A 19,619-nucleotide genomic window follows, 5' to 3' on the forward strand; every position below is an offset into this window, starting at 1 on the left:
GCCAGTTAAATGGCGGACCTGCTTTATATTCCGTCTGATTAACAACTTTACGGATGCCATAAATATTCACAGACGTTTCCTGACCACCGACGATGGCCGTTCCCGTACAGACTGGTGCTGGCAATTTCTGACATGCAGACAACAGGATTGCTGACGTCAGAATTAAGATGAGCTTCATAATTGCGTCCATCAATAAGAGATGAACACATTAGATAACCTGCTGATAAATCATTCAAATCGCCAAATCGATCGAAATGATCGAATTTGCTAATCGTACAGAGATGCATCTATTGCTCTGATGCTATTTTTGCTGTTTGTTATGCTGCCCTGCGTACCGGTTGGTATCGAAGATGCCAGTACGGAACTGACCTGAGTCGATGCCCCATTATATTGAGCATAAAAACCCTGGACGATAACAATGGGTGCCTGCTGATACACGCCGTAAAGATAACCGGCGATATCGGGCATAATCGCCCATTTCCCGGCAATTGACTGATTGATATTTATCCCTGCGCTGTCATCGCCTTTTGAACCAATAGTTGTTACATCTCTCAGAACGCGGGTTTCATTCGTCAAAATACACTTACCTGTCGCATCCCACAGAGCTATACCCCATTTTGGTAATGCAGGAGGGACGACCGAGAATATATATGCCTGCAAATTCACCGCACCGCCGCTGTCATCCATCCGGTGCGCGCTCACGGTTAACTGGTTTGCCCCATATCCAACGCCGACAAATGCAGGTGCATCAGAGAGAATAAAGGGGATGTTAACAAGTGAAGTATCGACACTCACAGTAGTCGAGGCGCTGCCATTCCCGGAGGCTGTCACCTTGGTTAGCAGGCTCACTGGCGTTGATTCTGGCGTGATGAATGGACGCCCGTCTGTCGTTGTCAAATAAACACCGTAAGACATTAATCATTCCTCAGATAAACAATAATAAACGCTGCATATGCCATTTCGGTGCCATAGCCAAATGTGCTGGAGCTGGCTGAAGAAACGGTTACCGTTCCTCCGCTGATGGTGATTGCCCTGCGAGTTTGTGTGTAAGCCGATAGTTTTGGAAGGTAGAGGTAATCCAGTCTGTAGCCAGCAGGAACGGTGAACGACCATGAACCGCTTACCTGTTCAGCATCCAAGGATATCTGGCCGACCAGCGCGACCGGCACCAGGCCATAGTTATTCGGCTTCCCTGCCGCATCCCACGTTTGCACTCCCCACGTCATCAGAATACCCCCGTGATATTTCCGGCCTGGAATCGTAATACCCCATTTGCATCCTTAATGCTGATTTGGGTATTGGTCTGCTTCATTGCCCCATTGCCATCTGAGCCATAGTTTTCAATCAGCCCATTTTTGAAGTTGAGAGAAAGTCCAGCCTGACCTACAACATAATTATCTGACTGAAGAACATCGGTTATATTGCCTCGCCCAATCCAGGCCGTGCCGATGAATCCCTGACTGATAAATACCTGACCGTTTTGTACAGTGAACGGAGAATAAACGTTATTCCCGCTTCCACTGGCGATCACAAATTTATCGGCATTGATTGCCACGCGAGTGTCTACAGAGGTTCCGTTCACCGTAACCGCAACAGAAAGGCCAGCATCATAGTTCACACCGCCATACTTCAGCCCGGTTTTCAGGGTGTAAATTGCCGATCCCCCGGATGCATCAGCGTAGGCGGTGAATTTCTCCTGCAGCGCGGCTTCCGTTTCGTCAAATTTTGCTGTGACATCCGTTTCCAGTTGCGCCACCGAGCTTTCTGCGTCTGCAGCGACTTTCTCAGCATGAACGATCCCGGCCCGGTTATCACCATACTGCGCCCAGGACTGCGTGACGCTGTCATAGTTCGCCATGACGTTCTGAAGAATGGATTCCGGGTCAGTCTGCAGCGGTTCAAGTAGCGCTTTTCCGTCTGGCGAGGTTATGAACTCCTCGATTATATTTCCCAGAATATCGTTGGCGTCAGCATTACTGGCCCCGGCCACAAACTCTGTCCAGTCGCCCTTATTCCCGATCCGGTCAATCAGCCTGGCGCGATACCAGCGGCGAACTCCTGCAGGCATAGGCCCGTGCTGGTAACTGACGCCAGGATAAGGCACGTAAGCCAGAAATTGCGGACTCAGCCCGTCTGCCGTGGTCGCCACCTCAATTTCGGTGTAGGACGTATCGCCGGAACCGTCAGGGAATGCCCAGGTCAGATCGATATTCCACACAACGTTATCGGTCGCAAGAAAATTCACCGGCGTGCCGGGTTTGCCCACCTTGCCGTTAAGCGTGGTTGACTGAGCGTTCCCCCACGGCGAAGAGACTTCAGAAGCGTTTACAGCACGTACCCGCACATCGTAAATCCCGGCGTATATGCCCTGAATGGTGAAACCCTGGGCGCTGGTCTGGCCCACGTTAACCCAGTCGCCTTTATCTTTGCGCCACTGAGCCACGTAATTGATCGCGTCCTGTGACTTATCCCACGTGACCTGCATTGCCGAGACTGATAACCCCTGCTCCACAAAGCTGGCTTCAGAGATGGTGATATTTTCCGGGGCTTTCATTACGCTGATTGGGGTTACAGTGATCGGCGCAGAATCGATACGCACACCGTCATCGATGTAACGATATTTGTTCGGATCGTGCTGCACCCCGGCAATAGTGAATGTTCCGTTATCTCCGGATGTGATTGAGGTCACGCGGAAATACTGGATATCGAGGTTGTCACTGTCGATGGCCCACACCGCACCGGCAACCGGCGTCTGACTGAAAGCAGTGTTTACACGAACGGTCTTTTTATCGTCGCTGATGCTGGCAATAGTGCGGGTCTGCGCCGTGCCGTCCGGCAGGTTCAACACAAGCCTGTCGCCTGCAGCATAGTCAACCGCCCTGTCCAGGGTTATGCTCTGGTTATTTACCGCACTGACGCGGCCACCGTTCGTTTTTCCCGCCATGAACGGGTCGGCCACACCGATGATTTCAGCAGGCAGAGGAATATAGCCGTCCAGCCCAACACCGAATGAAATTGTCCCGTCCTTCGCATTGGAGAGGATCGCCCATCGCCCCCTGCGATGCGCTTCACTTTGAGATGTGCAACCGATTGCCGTCAATGAGGTTTCATTAACGCCGTAGCGGTTCACTAGGTCAGAATCGTAAACACCTTCAACCGTGTCGCTGTAATGATTCTGCGGATCGGACCAGCTCACCTGACATGATGTGTAACGGTTTTTGTAACTGCCACCCGCATAAGTCGGAAATCCATCAATCATGTTGGATGAGTGATAGACGAAATCCACCGCCACGTTGCCGTTGCTGTCTTCCTGCGGCACATCTGCACGAACATAAATCTGATCGTTGCCCCAGAAGGTGATCCCCCTGAATACCGCGGCCAAATCCTTCAGCACGGTGTAAGCGTCTTCCTGGCTCTGGATATAGCAGTTACAGGTAAAGCGCGGCTCTGTACCACCTGCGCCGTTTGATACCGGTTCATCACAATACTGGGAGATGCTGTACAGTTCCCACTTGTCGATCATGGTCGCGTCAACGCGATTACCCATACCGTAGATTTTATCCAGAACCAGATCGTAAAAAATCCAGGCCGGATTATTGGTATAGGCATAACGGAAATCGCCCTGCCATGTGCCGCTATAAGTGCGCGTGTTCGGGTCGTATGTGGTGGGAATTCTCACCAGCATCCCCTTTGGTCTGCAGGTGACTTTCGGTGCGCTGCCGTTGAACTGACTGCTGTCCACCTCGATATAAAGCAGCGCGGTATTCGGATAGCGCAATTTGCTGTCGAGCACCTCAGCAAAAGAGAAGACCTTGAAGGCATTAATCAGTTTTGATGATGTGGAGTCAGCAGTGATACGCCGGACGCGAATTGACCAGCCAGATGACGAAGCAGGCAAATTGATGCGGTGGTCGCGCTGATATTCTGAGGTGGTCTTGCCGTCGAACGAGGCGTTGACAACCGTCTGCCATGCGCCACCATCGGTGGACAGGTCGATAGCATATTGCGTGACCGTGCCGACCATATCGCCATTATCTTTGTACTGATACTGTACCGGCAGACTCAGCTTGATTCGTACCGCATCGAGCGAAAGATTAGTAAACTGGCGGGTCCAGGGGGAAGATGTTGTAACTTCCACGCCTGCCGACAGCTCGTTATCAATTTCCGGCATCCCCTGGATGTAAGTCTGATCCTGGGTGCCTTTACGGTAATCCCAAACCACGCCAGTGAAATTGTATGTGCCGTCATCGTTCGCCAACTGAGTATCGTTCAGGTAGATTTGCTGCGCGGTTAAATCCCCCTGAATTTCCCCCTCGGAGATTGCCAGCAGCATTTTTAATTTTGCTATAGATAACAAGTCATCGGCTTCTTCAACCGGCGTGTGAGAGCTGCCGCCTCCGCCTTTATTTCCCTGGATTAATGCACCGTCTAAAAGTCGCATATGTCGCTCACAAAAAAAAGGCCGCACAATGGCGGCCACGGGTTGATAACTGATCGAATATCAGGATGTTGCAGATTGTCACTTAAGCGTATGTTGAGGATTCAGCCCGTCTGCGTTTGGGCGCAGGCGCACAAAACCATGAGGGATGGCTGATTACCTCTGAAAAGGAAATTTATGGATATTCAATCTAATGCGAATGATGAAGGACGAATAATTGCACTGCAAGTGGCCCTGTCTTCACTCGTTCATATTTTAAGTAAAGAAAATAATAAATTGAGGGATGTATTGGTAAACCACCTTGAAGAAACAGGAATGAACCCTGCTAACACTTCCTCTTCATCTGCTTTTTATGAACTGGCTGAGTTGATACAATGCGTGGGACATATACACGAATAGTTCCATCGGGGTTATAAAATGTAACCCCATTTTCATCTTTTTTATAGGTCATAACCATTCCCGCCTTTCGGCTTACTGTTGATCACTTGAAAAAATACCAGCGCTGATTACCGCGCCGCCAATCTCACGCTGCCCATATAAAACCGGCACGGGATAGCCCATTGCCACGGTATTAACAGGAGCGCCAAACGCATAGTTAGGTTTGTTGTCTGTGCTGGATGAGGCACCAACGTTATATGATGGCTGCGGCGTCAGCATCTGCACCACACCACCCAGCATCATTGACAGGCCCAGACCGGTCAGGGCAGTAGTGGTTGCCGCGATGCCTGCTGTAGTGGCACCAGCAGCCGTTGCGAACGCGGCAAATGATGCACCAGCCGTAAAGAACGCAGCCACCAGAGCCACCGCCCCGATCACTATCTGCAACGTACCTCCGCGCTTTGCACCCTCAGCGATGGGCAACATCTGAAACTCTGTGGCAGAGCCGGACATGTCGAACTCTTCAATGCCGACATTGTTTTTACCGCTGAAGAAAGCGAACCTGACTCCCTGCAGGTGAGCGTTGGAAACATAATTTTTGAAACCTGGAACCTGTGAACACATGGCCCGGAGCATTTCTCGCAAGTCGGCAACATGGAATCGGTGAACCTTGCCAAACTTACGCGCCATTGCGCCTTTAAGCGTCATCGTTTTAAGCATTCATAAACTCCTTTCTGCGCACCACCCTAACTGTCCGGTTACGCCAGTATTCGCCATACGGTACCCGCGTGGAGAGGTTGCCAAAATTGTGATGCAGGATAATGTTGTCACCCAGGTAGATCGCAGCGTGGTTTGTCACTGGCGCGCCGATCTGCATCATTATCATGTCGCCCTGATGCATAGTTGCCGGGTCAACTTCGATAAACCCTTCAGCCTGCCAGTTGTCGTCATAGCGGTTTTCTTTGCCATCAACCCACCACTCGTAATCGACAGACCAGTTTCTGAGCGTGATACCGTGTTCCTGACGGTAGTAGTCCATGATCAGCGTCCAGCAATCTGCATGGCCCAGCACCCAGCGGCGGCCAACAAGGTCACGATCTTCGCGTGGCGATAATGTGCAAAAGTCGCCATCCGGCCACGACATAATTCCCCATTCAACGCCGGAGTGATCGCACTGGATGCGGTCCATCTCTGATGGGATCAGCGTCGGTACATCCGGATGAGAGTGAATAATCATTAATACCTCGCCCTGCTGTTCAGCAGAAAGGTAGTCATCCGGTGCCAGGGTAAATTGTTCAGTGGGTTTATCTGACGTGTTGCGGCAGGGAATATAAATCTGGCTGCTCTGTGACTGTACTACCACGCCACAGGCTTCCTTGGGGTATTCAGCGGCAACATGCTCCCGGATAGCCGCCATCAGTTTTTCGCGCATAACTATTTCCCCTGCAGGTTGGCGGCAGGGTATCCCCCGAACGGCAATGGCTCACTGTCGCCAAAACGGGCCTTGCAGTCAGCTATTCGCCCGCCGCAAACGTCTTTCGATGGGTCATCCGTCGCGGTTCCATCCTTCGCAAAATACTTTGAGCCGTTGTAATCACATCCGGTCCCGGTTCTGTACCAGCCCCGCATGCACCACGTGCAGACGGGCAGAATCTGTCGGGTAGGCAGCTGCAGGCTTTGAATATCAAACGGGGAGCACAGTTCAAAATCGACCTGTACCCGCGTCTCCGCCGATTTAGCATTGACGTAAAACAGTTGCACCCGCTCTTCCTGTGGGTTGGCGTTGGGGTTGCCAGCAGTCCAGTTTGCCGCGTCGAGATATTTAGCCAGCGTGGTATGGATTTTTACCTTCGCTTTCACCATGTCGTCGAACTGAAGGCACAGCGCTGTGACGTAGTTCCCCACGTTACCTACCGACAGCTTTGGCGTTGGCTGTGAACCGGTACTGGTCATCTCCAGCCCGCTCAGTTCATATGGATGCGGATCGTACTCTTTACCCTGCCAGATAATGGAAGGGAGGTTTTCAGCCGCGAACGAGGCCCAGCCCTCTGTAGGCAGGTTGTAAGCATGAAAGCGCAGCACGTTATCAAGACCGAACTCAGTGCCATCAATCTCAATCAGCTGGACCAGTTGACCCGGCTCCAACGCCTGAATATCCTGGTTAAAACTCATATTCCACCCAATAAAAAAGGACGCCTGAGCGTCCTGTTATGCGTTATGAGACATGTTACGGTGCAAATGCCTGTTCAAACGTGAACGTTATTTCAACGAATCCACCGTTAACAAACTTCGAATTGATTGAATCCGATTTAACACGGTAAAGTTTTTTCTCACCCCATCCGTTGGCCCACCAGAAAGAGCTGATCACGTGATTGCTCAGAAACTCACGGACCGGCAGCATATTCTCTGCCGTTCCGTTGCATGTCAGTGACCATGTTTCAGCAGCAGTATTGAGCCCCATGCTGCTGATCTGCTTATAACCATCACCAAACTGCGCCTCGTTGGTGGAAACTTTAAGCTGTTCACTGCTGTTAATCCTGGCCGACCAGGTAAAAGTGTCCGTTGCCATCAGCCCTTATCTCCCGCTATATAGAATTCCGCCAGGCGCTATCTCTTTACGCAGGCGCTCAGTGATTGTGTTCTGGACGATGGATTTAATCTGGCTTGCTGCATTAGCCGTGCCGGTACTGCTGGCATCACTACTGCTTTCACCCTGAACAATGGTCACCGGCGCATCGACCTGAATGTAAGTAGAACCGCCCTGGCTGGTGCTGCCGCCTGAAACCGCCCGAACGCCCAGCGAACCATCAGCGGATCGGGTCAGTGGCATGATGGCCTCAGGCCCTGCCTCACCGAACACTCCGGCACCTTTGGCAAATGCAAAGACCTGGGGAGAGTTATAAACCTGCCCGCTGTAGGCGCTCAGGGACGGGGAATTGTAGACGCCGCCTTTCGCGTTAAAACTCAGATTGGAGTTACTACCGGCAGATAAAGCGGTTCCTGCATTGCCTACTGATGAAGTACTGCCCGTGAAAAGACTTCCCGCCGTGCCAACAATGCTTTGTAGCGCACTGCTCAACGCGACGCGGGCCGCTATTTTGGCAAGGTCTGACAGCACTGAAGTGGTGAATGACCTGAAGCTCAGTTTACCGGTGGTGGCGAACGTGGCGATTGAGTCAGTCATGCTGTCAAAAAGGCTTCCGGCATAACTCGCCATCTGGCTGTTGGCATCGCGTGCACTGTCAATCCAGTTTAACGTGCCACGGCGAAACCCACTGGTGTAATCGGCTTCAGCGGCCAGGCGCTCACTTACGCTTTTCTCAGTGATCTGCAGTTCCTGCTGTTTGGCATTTTCCAGATCAACCAGACGAGCCTGATATTCAGCGGATGTTTTATCGGTGAAATCCTTATCAAGCGCAATCCGGCGCTGGCTGAAACGGTTCTCAATGGCAAGTTTCGCTTCAGCCTGCGCAGACTCCTGATCGGACTGGCTGTATTTTTCCAGGCTGGCCGTTGCTTCGCGCTGCATGGCCGCCGCTTCTTCAGCCCATTTCTTTGCCTCGCCCTGATATTTCTCAGAAATTTTGCGAAGTGCTGCTTCCCGCTCCAGCAACGTATTGGACTGAAGCTGTGCGCGGATCTGGTCCTGCATGTTAACCAGGCTCTGCTGGCTGGCCGTAAGGTGTTGGCCCTTCAGACCAGAAATTTTCTGATCGAACGCAGCAAGCTGGCGCTCTGATTCCGTGAGGGTTCCAGTCGTCTGCGCCTGCTCTTTCAGTACCGCGCTACGCTGTTGTGCCTGCTCAAGTGTACGCTGGCCTTCGCTTTCGCCAGTGGCTGCCTTTGGCTTACTCTTTTTTGTGGCCTTATCGTACTCGTCATTGATCCCTTTGAGGATTCGCTTGTAATCTGATGAATCCGGGGAATAAATGCTGTTGTTCAGTTTCTTCAGCGCCGCAGCGCGTTTTTCCACTGCACTGGTTCCTTCAGCCATATAGCTACTCAGGCCCGCTGAATTTTTCAGACGCTCATTCTGAACAGCGGCATAACCGGCCTTACTTGCAGCAATATATTTTGCAGATGATTCATCGAAATCTTTTTGCAGTTTTTGCAAATAGCGCGTGTTATCAATTGCCGTACCCAGCGCCCTTGCTGCCTGATTTCCCGCCGTTCCCCATACCTGCCCCAGGTTATTGACCTGCTCTGATGTTTTATCAACCTCAACGCCGAGCTCTTTTAATCTTCCCTTCTCAGACTCCATCGCTGCTTCAATCAAAAGCTGGCTGGCCTGCGCAGTCTGCCCGCGCTGGCTGAGAGCCATCACCTGATTGATGATAGAATCACCAAGCGCCACGCCAGATGCCGTGAGTTTTTCCATAGCGGTTACAGGATCGCCCCGGAGCGACGAAAGACTTTTCACAAGGTCATCGGCACTACCTCCTGCTTCAGCGTAAGCATTGGCAAGCGTGGCAACCTGAGTCAGCATCTGGCCAGAAAATCCCGCTTTTGCAGCAGCAGATACAGCACTTACTGAGTTTTCCGTATCCCCCAACTCACCATTCAGGCGTTTCAGGTCGGTTGATGAAACAAGCGAGGATGTGCTGAGGTCCAGCACGGCTGCATTGAGTTTTTTGGTCTGTTCTTCAGCTTTCTTGAACTCGCTGTATATCAGTGTTCCACCAGCCGCCAGCACGCTCAGACCAATACCTACCGGACCACCCAGCAGGCTCATGGCTGTACTCAGCGCCCTGCTGCTGGTCGCCGCTATTCTCTGTGAAACAGAAAGCTGGGTATTAGCCACCGCAGCAGCCTCTGTGGCCGTTGTCAGCGCAGCTTTGCCCTCTGTTTCAGCAATGTCCGCTGCCAGTGCAGCCGCCTGAGCCGCCTTCAGTTTTTCCAGGCCAGAAGCCTCCAGCCGGTTAGCCTCGACGATAGCGCGTTCATTTTTCAGGTGTTCATCCTGATAGCTGACGCTGAGCCCGTACTGTTTGTTAACCTCAGCACGTTTGGCATAATAGTCATCAAGGGCAATCGCTTCTTCGCGCTGTGCTGCCGCTGCCGCAATCGTTTTTTCAGCAATGGCTGCCTTACTGATTGCCGCCTGCTTTTCTGCCTGCGCCACGGTGATTTGCTGCTGGGCTGCAGATGCCAGTTCCTGCGCGGCGTTGCGGGCCGCATCCTGCTGGGTCTGCCAGCCGCCAGCACTGCCGTCCAGCTGAGATTTCAGTGAGTGTACGGCGGGGATCAGCGCATTAATGATTGTGCTGCTGGCAACATTGCTGCCTGCTGCGACCTCATGCAGTACGAAGTTCAGCTGTCCGGCACCACGGGTAACGCCGGAAAACTGATCTGAGCCGACACTCTGACCGCCAATGTTTTTGGCCGCATCAACCGTCCGGGCAATCGCAGCCGACAGTTCATCGGCCTGCGATTTAGCCTGGTTGTTGAATTTTTTGCTGGCCTGCCCCGCTTTCTGGTATGCGTCAGTAATCTGCGATTTAAACGTTGCAGAGTTAAGGTGCAGGGCAACCGACAGGGCCGCTACGTCACTACTCATTGTCCCAGTATCCTCATAACGTCAGCACATTGTTGATCCACTGCTGGACGAACAGCCGGAGCAGGTGGTGCAGGTGGGGTAACTTTACCAGCGCAGCCGGTCAGGGATATCCACGCCTCCCAGTAACGAAGTATTTCAGCCGGCAGGCTGGCTATTTTGCGAGGGTCTGACTCCCCGAAGCGGTCAGCCAGTGAAAAAATCAGCTGCAGCCACGGGGAGTCCATCAGTTTTTTTTCGCTTCCTCCAGCGTGCCGTAGCTGTGACGCTGGACCACCGTCAGCGCCTCAATCAGCGAGGCATAGGAGTGCGACTTCATTAATTCATCTGGTGCGGGCAAATCGGAAACCGGCTTCCCTTCTTCATCCACCAGCGCATTCAGCACCAGCGCTGCGCCAGCCAGTGCCAGACCGCGGGTATTGTCTTCAATGCGCAGTTGTCCGGCCCTGTCTTCAAATTCAGCCAGTTCATATGCGGACAGGCGACGGATAAGAAACTCGCCGCCAAGAATGGTTACGGTAAGAGAGTCGCAAACAGGTGATAACAGGCGTGACTTAAGGTCTTTCATTGTTTTTCCCAATAAAAAAGCCGCACAATGGCGGCACAAAGATGAGCGGAAAATTTCGTTCAGGCAGATTTATCAGCTGCCGGGCTCGTTATATCCCCAGGTAATGTTGTTCTGTTTGCCGTTTACCGTAATCTGGATAACATCGCTGGCCGGTGCCGTAATTTCATTCAGCTGCCAGCCTGAGAGCGCCATAATCATTGTGGCGGTGCGTCCGTTAGGAAGTTCAACGTAAAACTGCACGGTCTGGCGCTGCTCAGCAGCATTCAGGAACGCGGTAAAACTGGTATTGGACGGATCATCCACGAAGCCCAGCGACTTTTCCGGGCCTTCAGGAAGGTCAGAAATAAACTGTTTCTGAGTATCAATCAGGGTGGTGCAGTCCACGAACGACCCGGTTGCACCCGTTGCGCCCAGCGCCTTACAGTTAATCAGTGGTTGCATATCGGCTACAGCATCGCCGGACGCACCCCATTTAACGACTGTACCAGCCGGGAGCATTGCATATTCCGGTGAACTCTTATTATCTGCCATTTTAATGCCTCATTTAACGGTTGGTTTCGATGCCCTCGCGGATACGGACCGCGAGAACACGCAATATTTTTGCACGGTTGTGATCGAGCGCCGGACGCATAAACGGGCTGGCAACCTGCTTAACGGTGCCAAATTCCTGCGCCAGCGCTTTCATAGAGTGTTCTTTTGAAGGACCGACCCGGATGGTAACTACTGTCAGCCAGCGGCCATCCTTCATTCGGTTGCGGGACGTGGCTTTAATGCTGTCCCTCATATGCGGGCCGGAGCTGCTTTCGTCATAGCCAGCGTGCTGCTGCATATCTTCACTGACGATCTGCATGGCTTCTTTCCCGGCATCAGTCAGAACTTTAACGGCAACCTTTTCGCCCAGAGCCATAAGCTGCTTTTCAAGCTCTGCAAGCCCCTGTACTTCCATGCGGATCATGATGTGTCCTCATAAAAATAAAGGATGTAATCGCGGGCCAGCCGGTATTGCACGTGGTTATTAGGCAGCGTGTAATAATCCTGTTGAATGCTGCCACGCTCCACATACTGAACAGGGTATCCCGCAATTTCTCCCTGTCGGATATTGCGCCATGCCGACCAGATATCCCGATCCAGCGCCACCAGCGCGGTATAGTCATCCACCCGGTAACCTGTTATCTGGAAACGGCCAGCGATCAGCCCTGTTCGCACCAGTCCGTTATCCATTTCAGGATCGGAAATGCGCTGGAAGGTGACGCCCTCCTGCACCGGGTCGGGCAGTAAAAGGGGATACACCGGCAGGCCAGACAGTGTGCCAAGTGCAGTTCTGAGAGATGACTCAATCATGACGCGAATCCCTCTCTGCTTTAATAACCAGCCGGTCACGGAGGCTGTTATCTACCGACACTATGGTGTATGTCTCATTCTGCCATCTGATTTTCCAGTCGATACTGACCCCAGTGAATGGCCGGATAGTGAAATGCCAGGTTTCCACTACCTGCTGCTGATCCAGCGTGCGGATTTTACGGTTGGACATCATCTCTGCTGACGCCCAGACGGTAGCAACATCAACCGGCACACCCGGCAGAGGTTCGCCAAGCTCCCCCTGTCCAACCTCAATTTTTTGCAGCGTCACGCGCCAGTTAAGATTTCCTGCTGATAAACCGCTCATAATCCCTCTCCTAAACGATCACTGGCGCGTGCAGAGTGCGAATGAAAGCGGTCACGCTGAAAGGAAGATTACCCTCGGTGTAACGATTTTCCTCTTCGCCGTTCCTGACCCGGTCAAAGATTCCCACCAGGATAAGGGTTGAGCGCTTCACCCTCTCCAGTGGCTCCCCTTCAATCACTTTTCCCGCGTCATCAATAATCAGTGACCGACTGGATTTCACGTAGTCCAGAATGACCGCGCTGGCCTGAATAATTGCATCCTGCAGGTCGGCATCGCCCGCATCAGTATCAATGCGAAGATATGACTTAACCTCATCAAGCGTGACAAGTTCGATCATGGTTTAGACCTCGCATCACGCCCGCGTTTGACGGCCAGCTTCCACGCCTTCACGCCCGGCTCTCCCGGCTTATCAGTTGTTTCTTCACAGCAGTACCAGACAGAGCCAGCCCAGGTCACGCTGTCGCCCGCATAGTATTTCTCACCCTCTTTGAAAATATCCCGGTAGATCATTACCGGAATACTGAAGGTCTTCTCAGTCACGGCACCACTGGCGAGCTGAGCAGAAATGGTAAATTCCCGCTCGTTATCCTGGCTGATATCAATAGCTGAGATACCATCAACCAGGCATTCCCAGCCATTCATGCCGGTTGTTTTCTGAAATGATCGCCACAGCCCGCCCTGATGGATGGCATACGTGCCGCGTGGGTGTGACTTTTCAGCATCAATGCAGGGCATAATTTCAATCTGCAGCGCGTCTTTCCCGTCTGTACCGGGTTCGCCATCTTTTGCCGGGGGTATTGCTGATACAGCATCCATCACCATCTGCCCGATGTCAGGCAACGGTTCAGGTTGTGGCAACTGAATACCTGACACCTCAGCAACAACAGCCTCTTTCACTATTGCATCAATATCCGGCAGCGCAGGGGCCGCGGGGAGCTGTATCGCGGCCACGGCATTACTGACCATCCGGGACACATCCGGAAGTTCAGGCGCTGATGGCACATCAATCCTGTCGAGTACTGCTTGGACAATGGTGTTTTCACCAGGTACTGAGCGCTGCACATCCTCAATCTGTAATGCCTGAACCGCCAGGGCCTCCCTGAGATCGCTGATTTCTGCCGATTTTTCAGCGAGTGCGGCATCGTACTTGGTCTGCATTGCGATAAGCTGTTCTTTTACCGCTGCTCCCACGGCCTGCAACAGTGACATGTCACGCTCATTCATGGGTAAATATTCCTCTCAGCATGCTGACCGCCATTGAGCGCTGTTGCTCCGGCAGGGCCTTACTGGCTTCATCTTCTTCAGGCGGGGTTTCGGGGGCTGTGTCCACGGTAGTGCCGGAGGCAAACGGATTATCCTGCGCATCTCGCTTCGCCAGCGCGGCAAGGCTGTAATTCTGTTGCTGCATATATGGCGTATCGCCCCCCTCAACAGGGCTCATATTCTCTTTAAGACGCGCCTGATTAGGCGTAAGAAATCCTGCAGCTATACCCTCTTTGTAGGCTTTATAACGACCTTCGGTGTCCATGCGTATCAGTACATCAAGATCAAACTCAACGCCGGTTTGTGCATCAAGCCCCAGAGATTCATCCAGCAGTATCTCCATTGCCTCGATATGGGTCTGAAGACATTGCGAGTAATACTGCTGGTCCAGCGCTTCGATATTGTTGTATGAGGGTGCAGTGGACGTATCGACTTTATAAATAGGGACGTGGAACGTTGAACAAACTATTTCCTGGGTTAATTTCAGCTGCTCGACCATTTGCGCATCAACAGCGGTCATCGCAATAGTCATGAAGTCAGCGCCATCCGCCAGCAGACCGGTTTTACCGGCATTGGCTCCGGAGTAACCTTCATCCCACGCCGCTTTAATCTCTTTTGCCTTATCCTGATCCACCGCGCCGGGAACTTTGATAACCCCCCCCGGTTTTCCACCATTTTTAAAATGGTTAGCGGAATTAGTCAGAATGGCATCGCCCTGCATCGCAGTCAGGCCGCACGCATAAATGGGTGACAGTCCACACAGCGGATGAAAAAAGCAGTTGAATCTGTCGTGAATGATTTCTCTCGCAGGCACCATCACCTGAGTTTCGATCCCGTGAACGTTATCTGGTCGAACCTGATAGAAAATTTCCCCATCATCGGTGACGTAGGGTGTCACTTTGCCAGGGTCAAGCACGCGCCACTGAGCAACCTGGCCTGATGGATCGCGTATTTTCAGTACGTAAGTGTTGCCATCCGACAGCTTGGAATTCATCCAGGACTCAAAAAATTGCATTCTGGTCTGAAAGTTGTTTGGCTTTCGCAGCAGAGGCGAAATCTTCACATCTTCATGATCCGCCCAGATGTCATTGCTTAGTTTTTTCTTCAGCAGCAACGGCATTTTAGCGATATCGGCTGAAATCAGAGAAATGCATGAAAACACCGCGTGGTAAGCAAGGACTGTGGCGCTGTCAACCTCAATATTTCGCTGCCATGCCCCGGTGAAAGATTCAAAAATTCTGCGCCATGAACCTCCATTAGCAGCCTGCAGCGCCTTTTCTCCTGATGGCTTTTTGCGGAAAAAACTGAACATCGGCTGCTTCTCCTGATATTTATTTTTTCTTACGGGTTGTAGATTTTTTTTCGACGGTGTCCGTGAATTCGACATAGCCGGTCAGGCGCAAAATCTCAGCATCACGGTCATTTAAAAAACGCCTTTCACCCGCATGAGCGTCATGTGTGCTTTTCAGGTATCTGACTTGTTTCATAGAAAAAGTGCGGGGATTTCTCCCCGCTACTCCTTAGCTGCCAGGGTTGGCACCGTAGTTAACGCCTGAAATAACGGCCACTGCGGCGGTGCGGCGACGTTTCCAGTTAATCCAGCGTTCGGCGCGAATGGCAACGCTGTTGGTCTGGAACATTGATACCATTTCCACCGGCGTCGGGGTAAGGCTGTCGCCGGTTGGTTCGCTCTGCATCTCCAGTGACGCCTCGCGGGACATATCCACAGCCACGCCGCCATCGTCAGCCAGATAGATGTCTGGTGCATTAACCAGAACCAGAAGGCTACCGACATACTGGGAGACGATCACCGGGAGGCCCATGAATGTTCCGCCAAGCAGTGACATATCCGGGTATTCTTTCTGTCCCAGCGCGTTTTTACGCATTGAAAGTGCCAGCGCGGTAGTGCTGGACATCAGCCACACAGCACCAGTAGGTTGCAGGTTCGCATCGACAAATGTTCCAAACGCCGCTGCTGCATCATCATCAGGATTGCCTGTTGATGGGATGGCAGTAATACCATTGGTGATCGAAGCCGGAGACACACCTGCGGTTTCGGCCTTGGTTGGATCAATGAAGTCCGTATCAAGACGTGCGATCACGGCTTCAGCGAGTGCATTACGCACCAGCGCATCGGCTGCAGGGTTGGAGAAGCGGATCAGTTCATCGGTCAGAACAGCAATCGCGGCCACTTTGGCAAAGCCGAAGGTGATCGACTCAAAATCAAATTTGGTCAGCGGCTTGGCTTTACCCTGCCCTACCCAGTTAGCTGAGCCGCCAGAAGTCTGCGCGGGGATGCGCACATTAAACGGCACGCTGCGCAGTGCAGGAACTCCCCCCTGACCAAAACGACCAATGACGGTCTGAGGACGCAGGAATTCAATAAAGTCCTGTGCATATTCCTGGTACTCAACCAGGCTTCCCGCCCATGTCGGATCGGTGGTGGACGCTGCACCTACGGCAGCCTTGATAACATGGTGGAGCTTGGCGTCATCCTTGTACTGTGATTTAGCAATCTCCAGCGCATCGCTGCGGCTGCCATTTGCGGCGGCAAGGCATTTTGCGAATCGGGCGAAGCCAATACCTTTCTCCAGTTTCTGCTCCACGCGAATGACGCCAGGCGCACGGTTACCTGCTGTGGTGACGACCTGACCACCAGCTGCTTTCTGTACCGGTTTAGCGGTGTCAGCTTTGGTCGATTCCATATCGCGCAGCCGCGCAAGGTGCGCGTCAACGCTTTTGATTTCTGCCGATACCTCGTCATACTGCTCTTCTTCTTCAGCGTCCAGCGTGCGGCCTTCCTCAAAAGATTTTGCCATCACCGCTTCGCGCTGAGCGTCCAGCGTGGCACGCTTGGTTTCAAACGATTTAATCTGCTCTGCAATATTCATCTGTTTTCCCTTAATCGGAGTAATTTTCTTTGCTGTAGCGCCAGCGGTTTTTTCAGTTTTTGACTCCGGCTGGTTATGGCCCGACGCGGCCCGCAGCCTTTCATCAATGGATTTAACGGTGTTGATCGTGCCTTCTGCATTGGCCGGAACGGTCACCACCGATAGCTCGTACCACTCCCATCTGGTGAACCTGATCCCGCCCTCATCGATATAGGCGTACTCAATTGGCCGGAAGCCGATAGACAAACCCTTAACCAGACCCAGGCGAATACTCTGCCAGGCTTCCTCAAGTCGTGCGGCCAACTGGCTGGGTGCATCTGCTTTAGCCAGCGTGGCTTTAATCTCAATTCCTTCAGTCGTCACCTTTGCACTGGTGACCTCACCTATGGGTGACTGATGGTCGTGCTGCCAGAGCAGCGGAATTGGAAGCTGAAATTCAGCCCCCTCCGGCATCACAACATCGCCATAACGGTCTGGCGTCGGTGTGGTAGCAATGCCGGTGATCTCCCGCGTTTCCTCGTTAACCGCTTTCACCTTCAGAAGGCTGACGGCGTGCTGTTGCTTCATTTCCTGATCTCCAGAAACGAAAAAACCCGCCGTGGCGGGTCGTGAAAAGCGGATTCTCTATATGAAAAACACGCCGTAATCTTTTTTGGTGGGTGCAGGATTCAGTGATATCAGCGATATGGCATTAAACAGCGCCATCAGTGGGTCGATTTTGCCGATCCCGCTGGCACCTTTAGTAACGAGGGGAGCATTACCGCTGATAACCACTTTTGCATTACCAACACACCAGTTCATCAACTGCTGGGGCGCATGTCGGAGAGTGCCCTCAGCCAGTTTCCGCTCGGTGGTCTTGCATGCACCGCCCAGCTTCCACCCCTGGCTGATCCCGACAACTGATTCCTGTGGTATGCCTGCATCAATCAGCGTATCAAGCAGCACCCCAATGCCTGCGGGGTCCATGCCCACTTTATCGAGCAGGCCGGCCTCAAATATCTGAGACACGTACATGGCTACCTCATCGGCATCATCACCCACTTTGTTAACGATGGTCAGATCGCCCTGCTTTTCAAAGTCACGTAATTTGCTCTCTTCACTTTTACGTCGCTCCAGCATCTTTACGTGACACCAGGCATGGGACCATGTCAGCCAGTCGCGGGTTTTACGGTCGCGCCCGGCGATGGACAGACCAAGGAGGTCGTCAAGCCCACCACCATCTATGCCAACGTCAATGACCTCGCACCGGCTTAAAATCTGTTTGAAGGTAACCGAGGGGTCGGACTGCACCTCCCAGAACTCTGCTCCCGCCCAACGGTCATTCCGTAGATTCATGCCGATCTCAACGTTGAGATGTTTGGCGAGAAACTTTCTCAGGCTCCCTTCATCTTCCTGCGACCGCTTAAGATACTCATCGTCCAGCCACTCTTTGCTGACCGAACGGCCCATATTCGGGTTAGTGATGTAAAAATTATCCGGATTGCGAAATCCTTCGTTTTCCACCAGCTCAGGGGGAAATTCATATAGGATACCGAGCGTTTTTCCGTCTTTAATGACGCCATCACGAACGTTGCGCCAGTAGTCCAGTTTCTTTTTGAATACGCCAGCAGGGGGTTCATCACTTTGCGTGGTCAGATAAATCACCCACCCCTCATTGCGCGATACCTGCCCGCCCAGGGCCTCAATAAACATCGCATCGGCCTTGGCATTTTTGCCGAACAGCCACAGCTCTTCTACCAGAATTCGTCCGGCCTTTTTTCCCGACACCGTATCGCTGTCTGCTGCCACAACTTTCAGACTGTTGCGGTTGATGCGGTGGGTAATTGTGCGGATGTGATCCTGAATATGGAAAATGGTGGACAGTTCTTCATCTTCCCTGACCATGCTGGCGGCGGGTTTAAAACAGTTATCTGCCACCTCTTTTGTCGGTGCCAGAATCAGATGCTCTTCGTCGGCACGCCAGCAGATGATAAGCGCGGTGAGCATTATCCCGGCTGCAATGGTCGATTTGGTGTTCTTCTTACTGATAAGCAGACCATACTCACGGATCAACTGATTCCCTGTCTGCTGGTCATAACCACCGAATATCGCCAGCACGAAATCAAACACCCACTCTTCAGAACACTCACCGAAAGTTGGCTTACCCGGCAGGTCAGTTACCCTGAGCTCCTTAAAAATTGCCAGGGCATAATTGCCAGAGTCAGCAAAAATCGGCGGCGGAATGATGGATTCCCGGTTGATCAGCTTTCTGGCCCAGTCAGTGCACGCTGTAGACCATTCAGGCATTGTTATCTCCCGTTACTCACAACCAGTTTCGGAGGTGCCATTCCGCTGAACTTACTGGCGGCTTTCTTCGCTGCTGCGTCTTTGGCTTCTTTTTTGCCCGTATCGCCCATTTTCTGGCAGACGTAAGGGGCAAGTTTTGCGGCCGCTTCCAGGCTGAGCTTTGGATCAACCAGAAGGTTATCGCTCATGATTCTTTTCATCACGGCGATGGGATCATCAAACTGGGTCGGAGTTTCTACCGGAGGTAAATCTGCCTGACGAACCGGCTCTGACAATGAGTCAGCAGGGTTAATTGCCCTGACCCTTTCCATGTAACCGATCACGTCTTTATCTTTGGCAAGCTGACTTCCTTTCACCTTCGCCGTTTTTTCACTGTATCCCGCCTGAATGGCGGCCTGTCGCTGATTGCTGCCCTTCATCAGGGCATCAGCAAACTTCTTTTTCTGCCCTGTCAGCATGGTTACCTCATGGGTTTACAGGGTTAACCGGGTGGGTTAACAACCTTAAAAAAAGGGAAATTTTCTGCGCGTGAGGGGAGGCGCGGTTTCGTGGGTGAGGGGGGTTCTGGTTCTGAG

At 52.4% G+C, this 19,619-nt stretch carries 20 protein-coding genes; 1 reads left to right on the forward strand and 19 read right to left on the reverse strand.

The features are described from left to right. Positions 1-267: 267 nt before the first annotated feature. From GSQ70_RS14915 to GSQ70_RS14925, 3 genes are read right to left on the reverse strand one after another with little or no spacing between them, the layout of a single operon-like run. Positions 268-915 carry a hypothetical protein gene (locus GSQ70_RS14915; protein WP_158783269.1) on the reverse strand — a complete coding sequence of 216 codons (648 nt, stop codon included), beginning with the start codon at positions 913-915 and terminating at the stop codon, positions 268-270. Beyond that, positions 915-1,226 carry a hypothetical protein gene (locus GSQ70_RS14920; RefSeq protein ID WP_158783270.1) on the reverse strand — a complete coding sequence of 104 codons (312 nt, stop codon included), beginning with the start codon at positions 1,224-1,226 and terminating at the stop codon, positions 915-917. Before GSQ70_RS14920 ends, GSQ70_RS14915 begins: the two co-directional genes overlap by 1 nt. After that, complete coding sequence (locus GSQ70_RS14925; RefSeq protein ID WP_158783271.1) at positions 1,226-4,441, reverse strand: host specificity protein J; 3,216 nt, start codon at positions 4,439-4,441, stop codon at positions 1,226-1,228. The genes GSQ70_RS14920 and GSQ70_RS14925 overlap by 1 nt, the downstream gene beginning before the upstream one ends. A 174-nt stretch (positions 4,442-4,615) precedes the next feature. Between GSQ70_RS14925 and GSQ70_RS14930 the strand changes: the two genes are divergently transcribed. Then, a complete protein-coding gene (locus tag GSQ70_RS14930; protein ID WP_158783272.1) occupies positions 4,616-4,837 on the forward strand; it encodes a hypothetical protein in 222 nt (73 codons plus the stop codon). A gap of 72 nt (positions 4,838-4,909) precedes the next feature. Here GSQ70_RS14930 and GSQ70_RS14935 read toward each other — a convergent pair whose 3' ends face one another. The 16 genes from GSQ70_RS14935 to GSQ70_RS15010 form a co-directional block, all read right to left on the reverse strand. Then, positions 4,910-5,536 carry a tail assembly protein gene (locus tag GSQ70_RS14935; RefSeq protein WP_158783273.1) on the reverse strand — a complete coding sequence of 209 codons (627 nt, stop codon included), beginning with the start codon at positions 5,534-5,536 and terminating at the stop codon, positions 4,910-4,912. Beyond that, on the reverse strand, positions 5,529-6,248 hold the full coding sequence (locus GSQ70_RS14940) for a C40 family peptidase (RefSeq protein WP_158783274.1): 720 nt from the start codon (positions 6,246-6,248) through the stop codon (positions 5,529-5,531). The genes GSQ70_RS14935 and GSQ70_RS14940 overlap by 8 nt, the downstream gene beginning before the upstream one ends. A 2-nt stretch (positions 6,249-6,250) precedes the next feature. Further along, complete coding sequence (locus GSQ70_RS14945; RefSeq protein ID WP_158783275.1) at positions 6,251-6,988, reverse strand: phage minor tail protein L; 738 nt, start codon at positions 6,986-6,988, stop codon at positions 6,251-6,253. 55 nt (positions 6,989-7,043) lie between these two features. Further along, positions 7,044-7,385 carry a phage tail protein gene (locus GSQ70_RS14950; protein WP_158783276.1) on the reverse strand — a complete coding sequence of 114 codons (342 nt, stop codon included), beginning with the start codon at positions 7,383-7,385 and terminating at the stop codon, positions 7,044-7,046. A gap of 6 nt (positions 7,386-7,391) precedes the next feature. Next, positions 7,392-10,373 (reverse strand): phage tail tape measure protein, encoded by a 2,982-nt coding sequence (locus GSQ70_RS14955; RefSeq protein WP_158783277.1) that lies wholly within the window; start codon positions 10,371-10,373, stop codon positions 7,392-7,394. 223 nt (positions 10,374-10,596) lie between these two features. Continuing rightward, positions 10,597-10,938, reverse strand: a complete 342-nt coding sequence (locus tag GSQ70_RS14960) for a phage tail protein (protein WP_158783278.1) — start codon at positions 10,936-10,938, stop codon at positions 10,597-10,599. A 72-nt stretch (positions 10,939-11,010) separates the two neighbouring features. After that, positions 11,011-11,469 carry a phage tail protein gene (locus GSQ70_RS14965; RefSeq protein WP_158783279.1) on the reverse strand — a complete coding sequence of 153 codons (459 nt, stop codon included), beginning with the start codon at positions 11,467-11,469 and terminating at the stop codon, positions 11,011-11,013. A gap of 13 nt (positions 11,470-11,482) precedes the next feature. Then, complete coding sequence (locus tag GSQ70_RS14970; protein ID WP_158783280.1) at positions 11,483-11,893, reverse strand: HK97-gp10 family putative phage morphogenesis protein; 411 nt, start codon at positions 11,891-11,893, stop codon at positions 11,483-11,485. After that, on the reverse strand, positions 11,890-12,279 hold the full coding sequence (locus GSQ70_RS14975; protein WP_158783281.1) for a hypothetical protein: 390 nt from the start codon (positions 12,277-12,279) through the stop codon (positions 11,890-11,892). Before GSQ70_RS14975 ends, GSQ70_RS14970 begins: the two co-directional genes overlap by 4 nt. Next, on the reverse strand, positions 12,272-12,604 hold the full coding sequence (locus tag GSQ70_RS14980) for a phage head closure protein (protein WP_158783282.1): 333 nt from the start codon (positions 12,602-12,604) through the stop codon (positions 12,272-12,274). Before GSQ70_RS14980 ends, GSQ70_RS14975 begins: the two co-directional genes overlap by 8 nt. A gap of 10 nt (positions 12,605-12,614) precedes the next feature. Then, entirely contained in the window at positions 12,615-12,941 is a 327-nt protein-coding gene (locus GSQ70_RS14985) for a head-tail connector protein (RefSeq protein ID WP_158783283.1), read from the reverse strand. Beyond that, positions 12,938-13,828: a phage portal protein gene (locus tag GSQ70_RS14990; protein WP_158783284.1), complete on the reverse strand. Its 891-nt coding sequence runs from the start codon at positions 13,826-13,828 to the stop codon at positions 12,938-12,940. The genes GSQ70_RS14985 and GSQ70_RS14990 overlap by 4 nt, the downstream gene beginning before the upstream one ends. After that, complete coding sequence (locus GSQ70_RS14995) at positions 13,821-15,179, reverse strand: phage portal protein (RefSeq protein WP_158783285.1); 1,359 nt, start codon at positions 15,177-15,179, stop codon at positions 13,821-13,823. Before GSQ70_RS14995 ends, GSQ70_RS14990 begins: the two co-directional genes overlap by 8 nt. 208 nt (positions 15,180-15,387) lie before the next feature. Beyond that, positions 15,388-17,325 (reverse strand): phage major capsid protein, encoded by a 1,938-nt coding sequence (locus tag GSQ70_RS15000; protein ID WP_158783286.1) that lies wholly within the window; start codon positions 17,323-17,325, stop codon positions 15,388-15,390. Between the two features lie 57 nt (positions 17,326-17,382). Beyond that, complete coding sequence (locus tag GSQ70_RS15005; protein WP_158783287.1) at positions 17,383-19,044, reverse strand: terminase large subunit; 1,662 nt, start codon at positions 19,042-19,044, stop codon at positions 17,383-17,385. Positions 19,045-19,046: 2 nt separating this feature from the next. Then, positions 19,047-19,502 (reverse strand): terminase small subunit, encoded by a 456-nt coding sequence (locus GSQ70_RS15010; RefSeq protein WP_158783288.1) that lies wholly within the window; start codon positions 19,500-19,502, stop codon positions 19,047-19,049. Positions 19,503-19,619: the final 117 nt, after the last annotated feature.

Origin of the sequence: Pantoea sp. BAV 3049 (genome assembly GCF_009765445.1) — a bacterium.
Classification (GTDB): domain Bacteria; phylum Pseudomonadota; class Gammaproteobacteria; order Enterobacterales; family Enterobacteriaceae; genus Erwinia.

Excerpts from the sequence above, each read along its gene's own strand:
- GSQ70_RS14915 (WP_158783269.1), bottom strand. The coding sequence starts at position 915 with ATGTCTTACGGTGTTTATTTGACAACGACAGACGGGCGTCCATTCATC.
- GSQ70_RS14920 (WP_158783270.1), bottom strand. The coding sequence starts at position 1,226 with ATGACGTGGGGAGTGCAAACGTGGGATGCGGCAGGGAAGCCGAATAAC.
- GSQ70_RS14925 (WP_158783271.1), bottom strand. The coding sequence starts at position 4,441 with ATGCGACTTTTAGACGGTGCATTAATCCAGGGAAATAAAGGCGGAGGC.
- GSQ70_RS14930 (WP_158783272.1), top strand. The coding sequence starts at position 4,616 with ATGGATATTCAATCTAATGCGAATGATGAAGGACGAATAATTGCACTG.
- GSQ70_RS14935 (WP_158783273.1), bottom strand. The coding sequence starts at position 5,536 with ATGCTTAAAACGATGACGCTTAAAGGCGCAATGGCGCGTAAGTTTGGC.
- GSQ70_RS14940 (WP_158783274.1), bottom strand. The coding sequence starts at position 6,248 with ATGCGCGAAAAACTGATGGCGGCTATCCGGGAGCATGTTGCCGCTGAA.
- GSQ70_RS14945 (WP_158783275.1), bottom strand. The coding sequence starts at position 6,988 with ATGAGTTTTAACCAGGATATTCAGGCGTTGGAGCCGGGTCAACTGGTC.
- GSQ70_RS14950 (WP_158783276.1), bottom strand. The coding sequence starts at position 7,385 with ATGGCAACGGACACTTTTACCTGGTCGGCCAGGATTAACAGCAGTGAA.
- GSQ70_RS14955 (WP_158783277.1), bottom strand. The coding sequence starts at position 10,373 with ATGAGTAGTGACGTAGCGGCCCTGTCGGTTGCCCTGCACCTTAACTCT.
- GSQ70_RS14960 (WP_158783278.1), bottom strand. The coding sequence starts at position 10,938 with ATGAAAGACCTTAAGTCACGCCTGTTATCACCTGTTTGCGACTCTCTT.
- GSQ70_RS14965 (WP_158783279.1), bottom strand. The coding sequence starts at position 11,469 with ATGGCAGATAATAAGAGTTCACCGGAATATGCAATGCTCCCGGCTGGT.
- GSQ70_RS14970 (WP_158783280.1), bottom strand. The coding sequence starts at position 11,893 with ATGATCCGCATGGAAGTACAGGGGCTTGCAGAGCTTGAAAAGCAGCTT.
- GSQ70_RS14975 (WP_158783281.1), bottom strand. The coding sequence starts at position 12,279 with ATGATTGAGTCATCTCTCAGAACTGCACTTGGCACACTGTCTGGCCTG.
- GSQ70_RS14980 (WP_158783282.1), bottom strand. The coding sequence starts at position 12,604 with ATGAGCGGTTTATCAGCAGGAAATCTTAACTGGCGCGTGACGCTGCAA.
- GSQ70_RS14985 (WP_158783283.1), bottom strand. The coding sequence starts at position 12,941 with ATGATCGAACTTGTCACGCTTGATGAGGTTAAGTCATATCTTCGCATT.
- GSQ70_RS14990 (WP_158783284.1), bottom strand. The coding sequence starts at position 13,828 with ATGAATGAGCGTGACATGTCACTGTTGCAGGCCGTGGGAGCAGCGGTA.
- GSQ70_RS14995 (WP_158783285.1), bottom strand. The coding sequence starts at position 15,179 with ATGTTCAGTTTTTTCCGCAAAAAGCCATCAGGAGAAAAGGCGCTGCAG.
- GSQ70_RS15000 (WP_158783286.1), bottom strand. The coding sequence starts at position 17,325 with ATGAAGCAACAGCACGCCGTCAGCCTTCTGAAGGTGAAAGCGGTTAAC.
- GSQ70_RS15005 (WP_158783287.1), bottom strand. The coding sequence starts at position 19,044 with ATGCCTGAATGGTCTACAGCGTGCACTGACTGGGCCAGAAAGCTGATC.
- GSQ70_RS15010 (WP_158783288.1), bottom strand. The coding sequence starts at position 19,502 with ATGCTGACAGGGCAGAAAAAGAAGTTTGCTGATGCCCTGATGAAGGGC.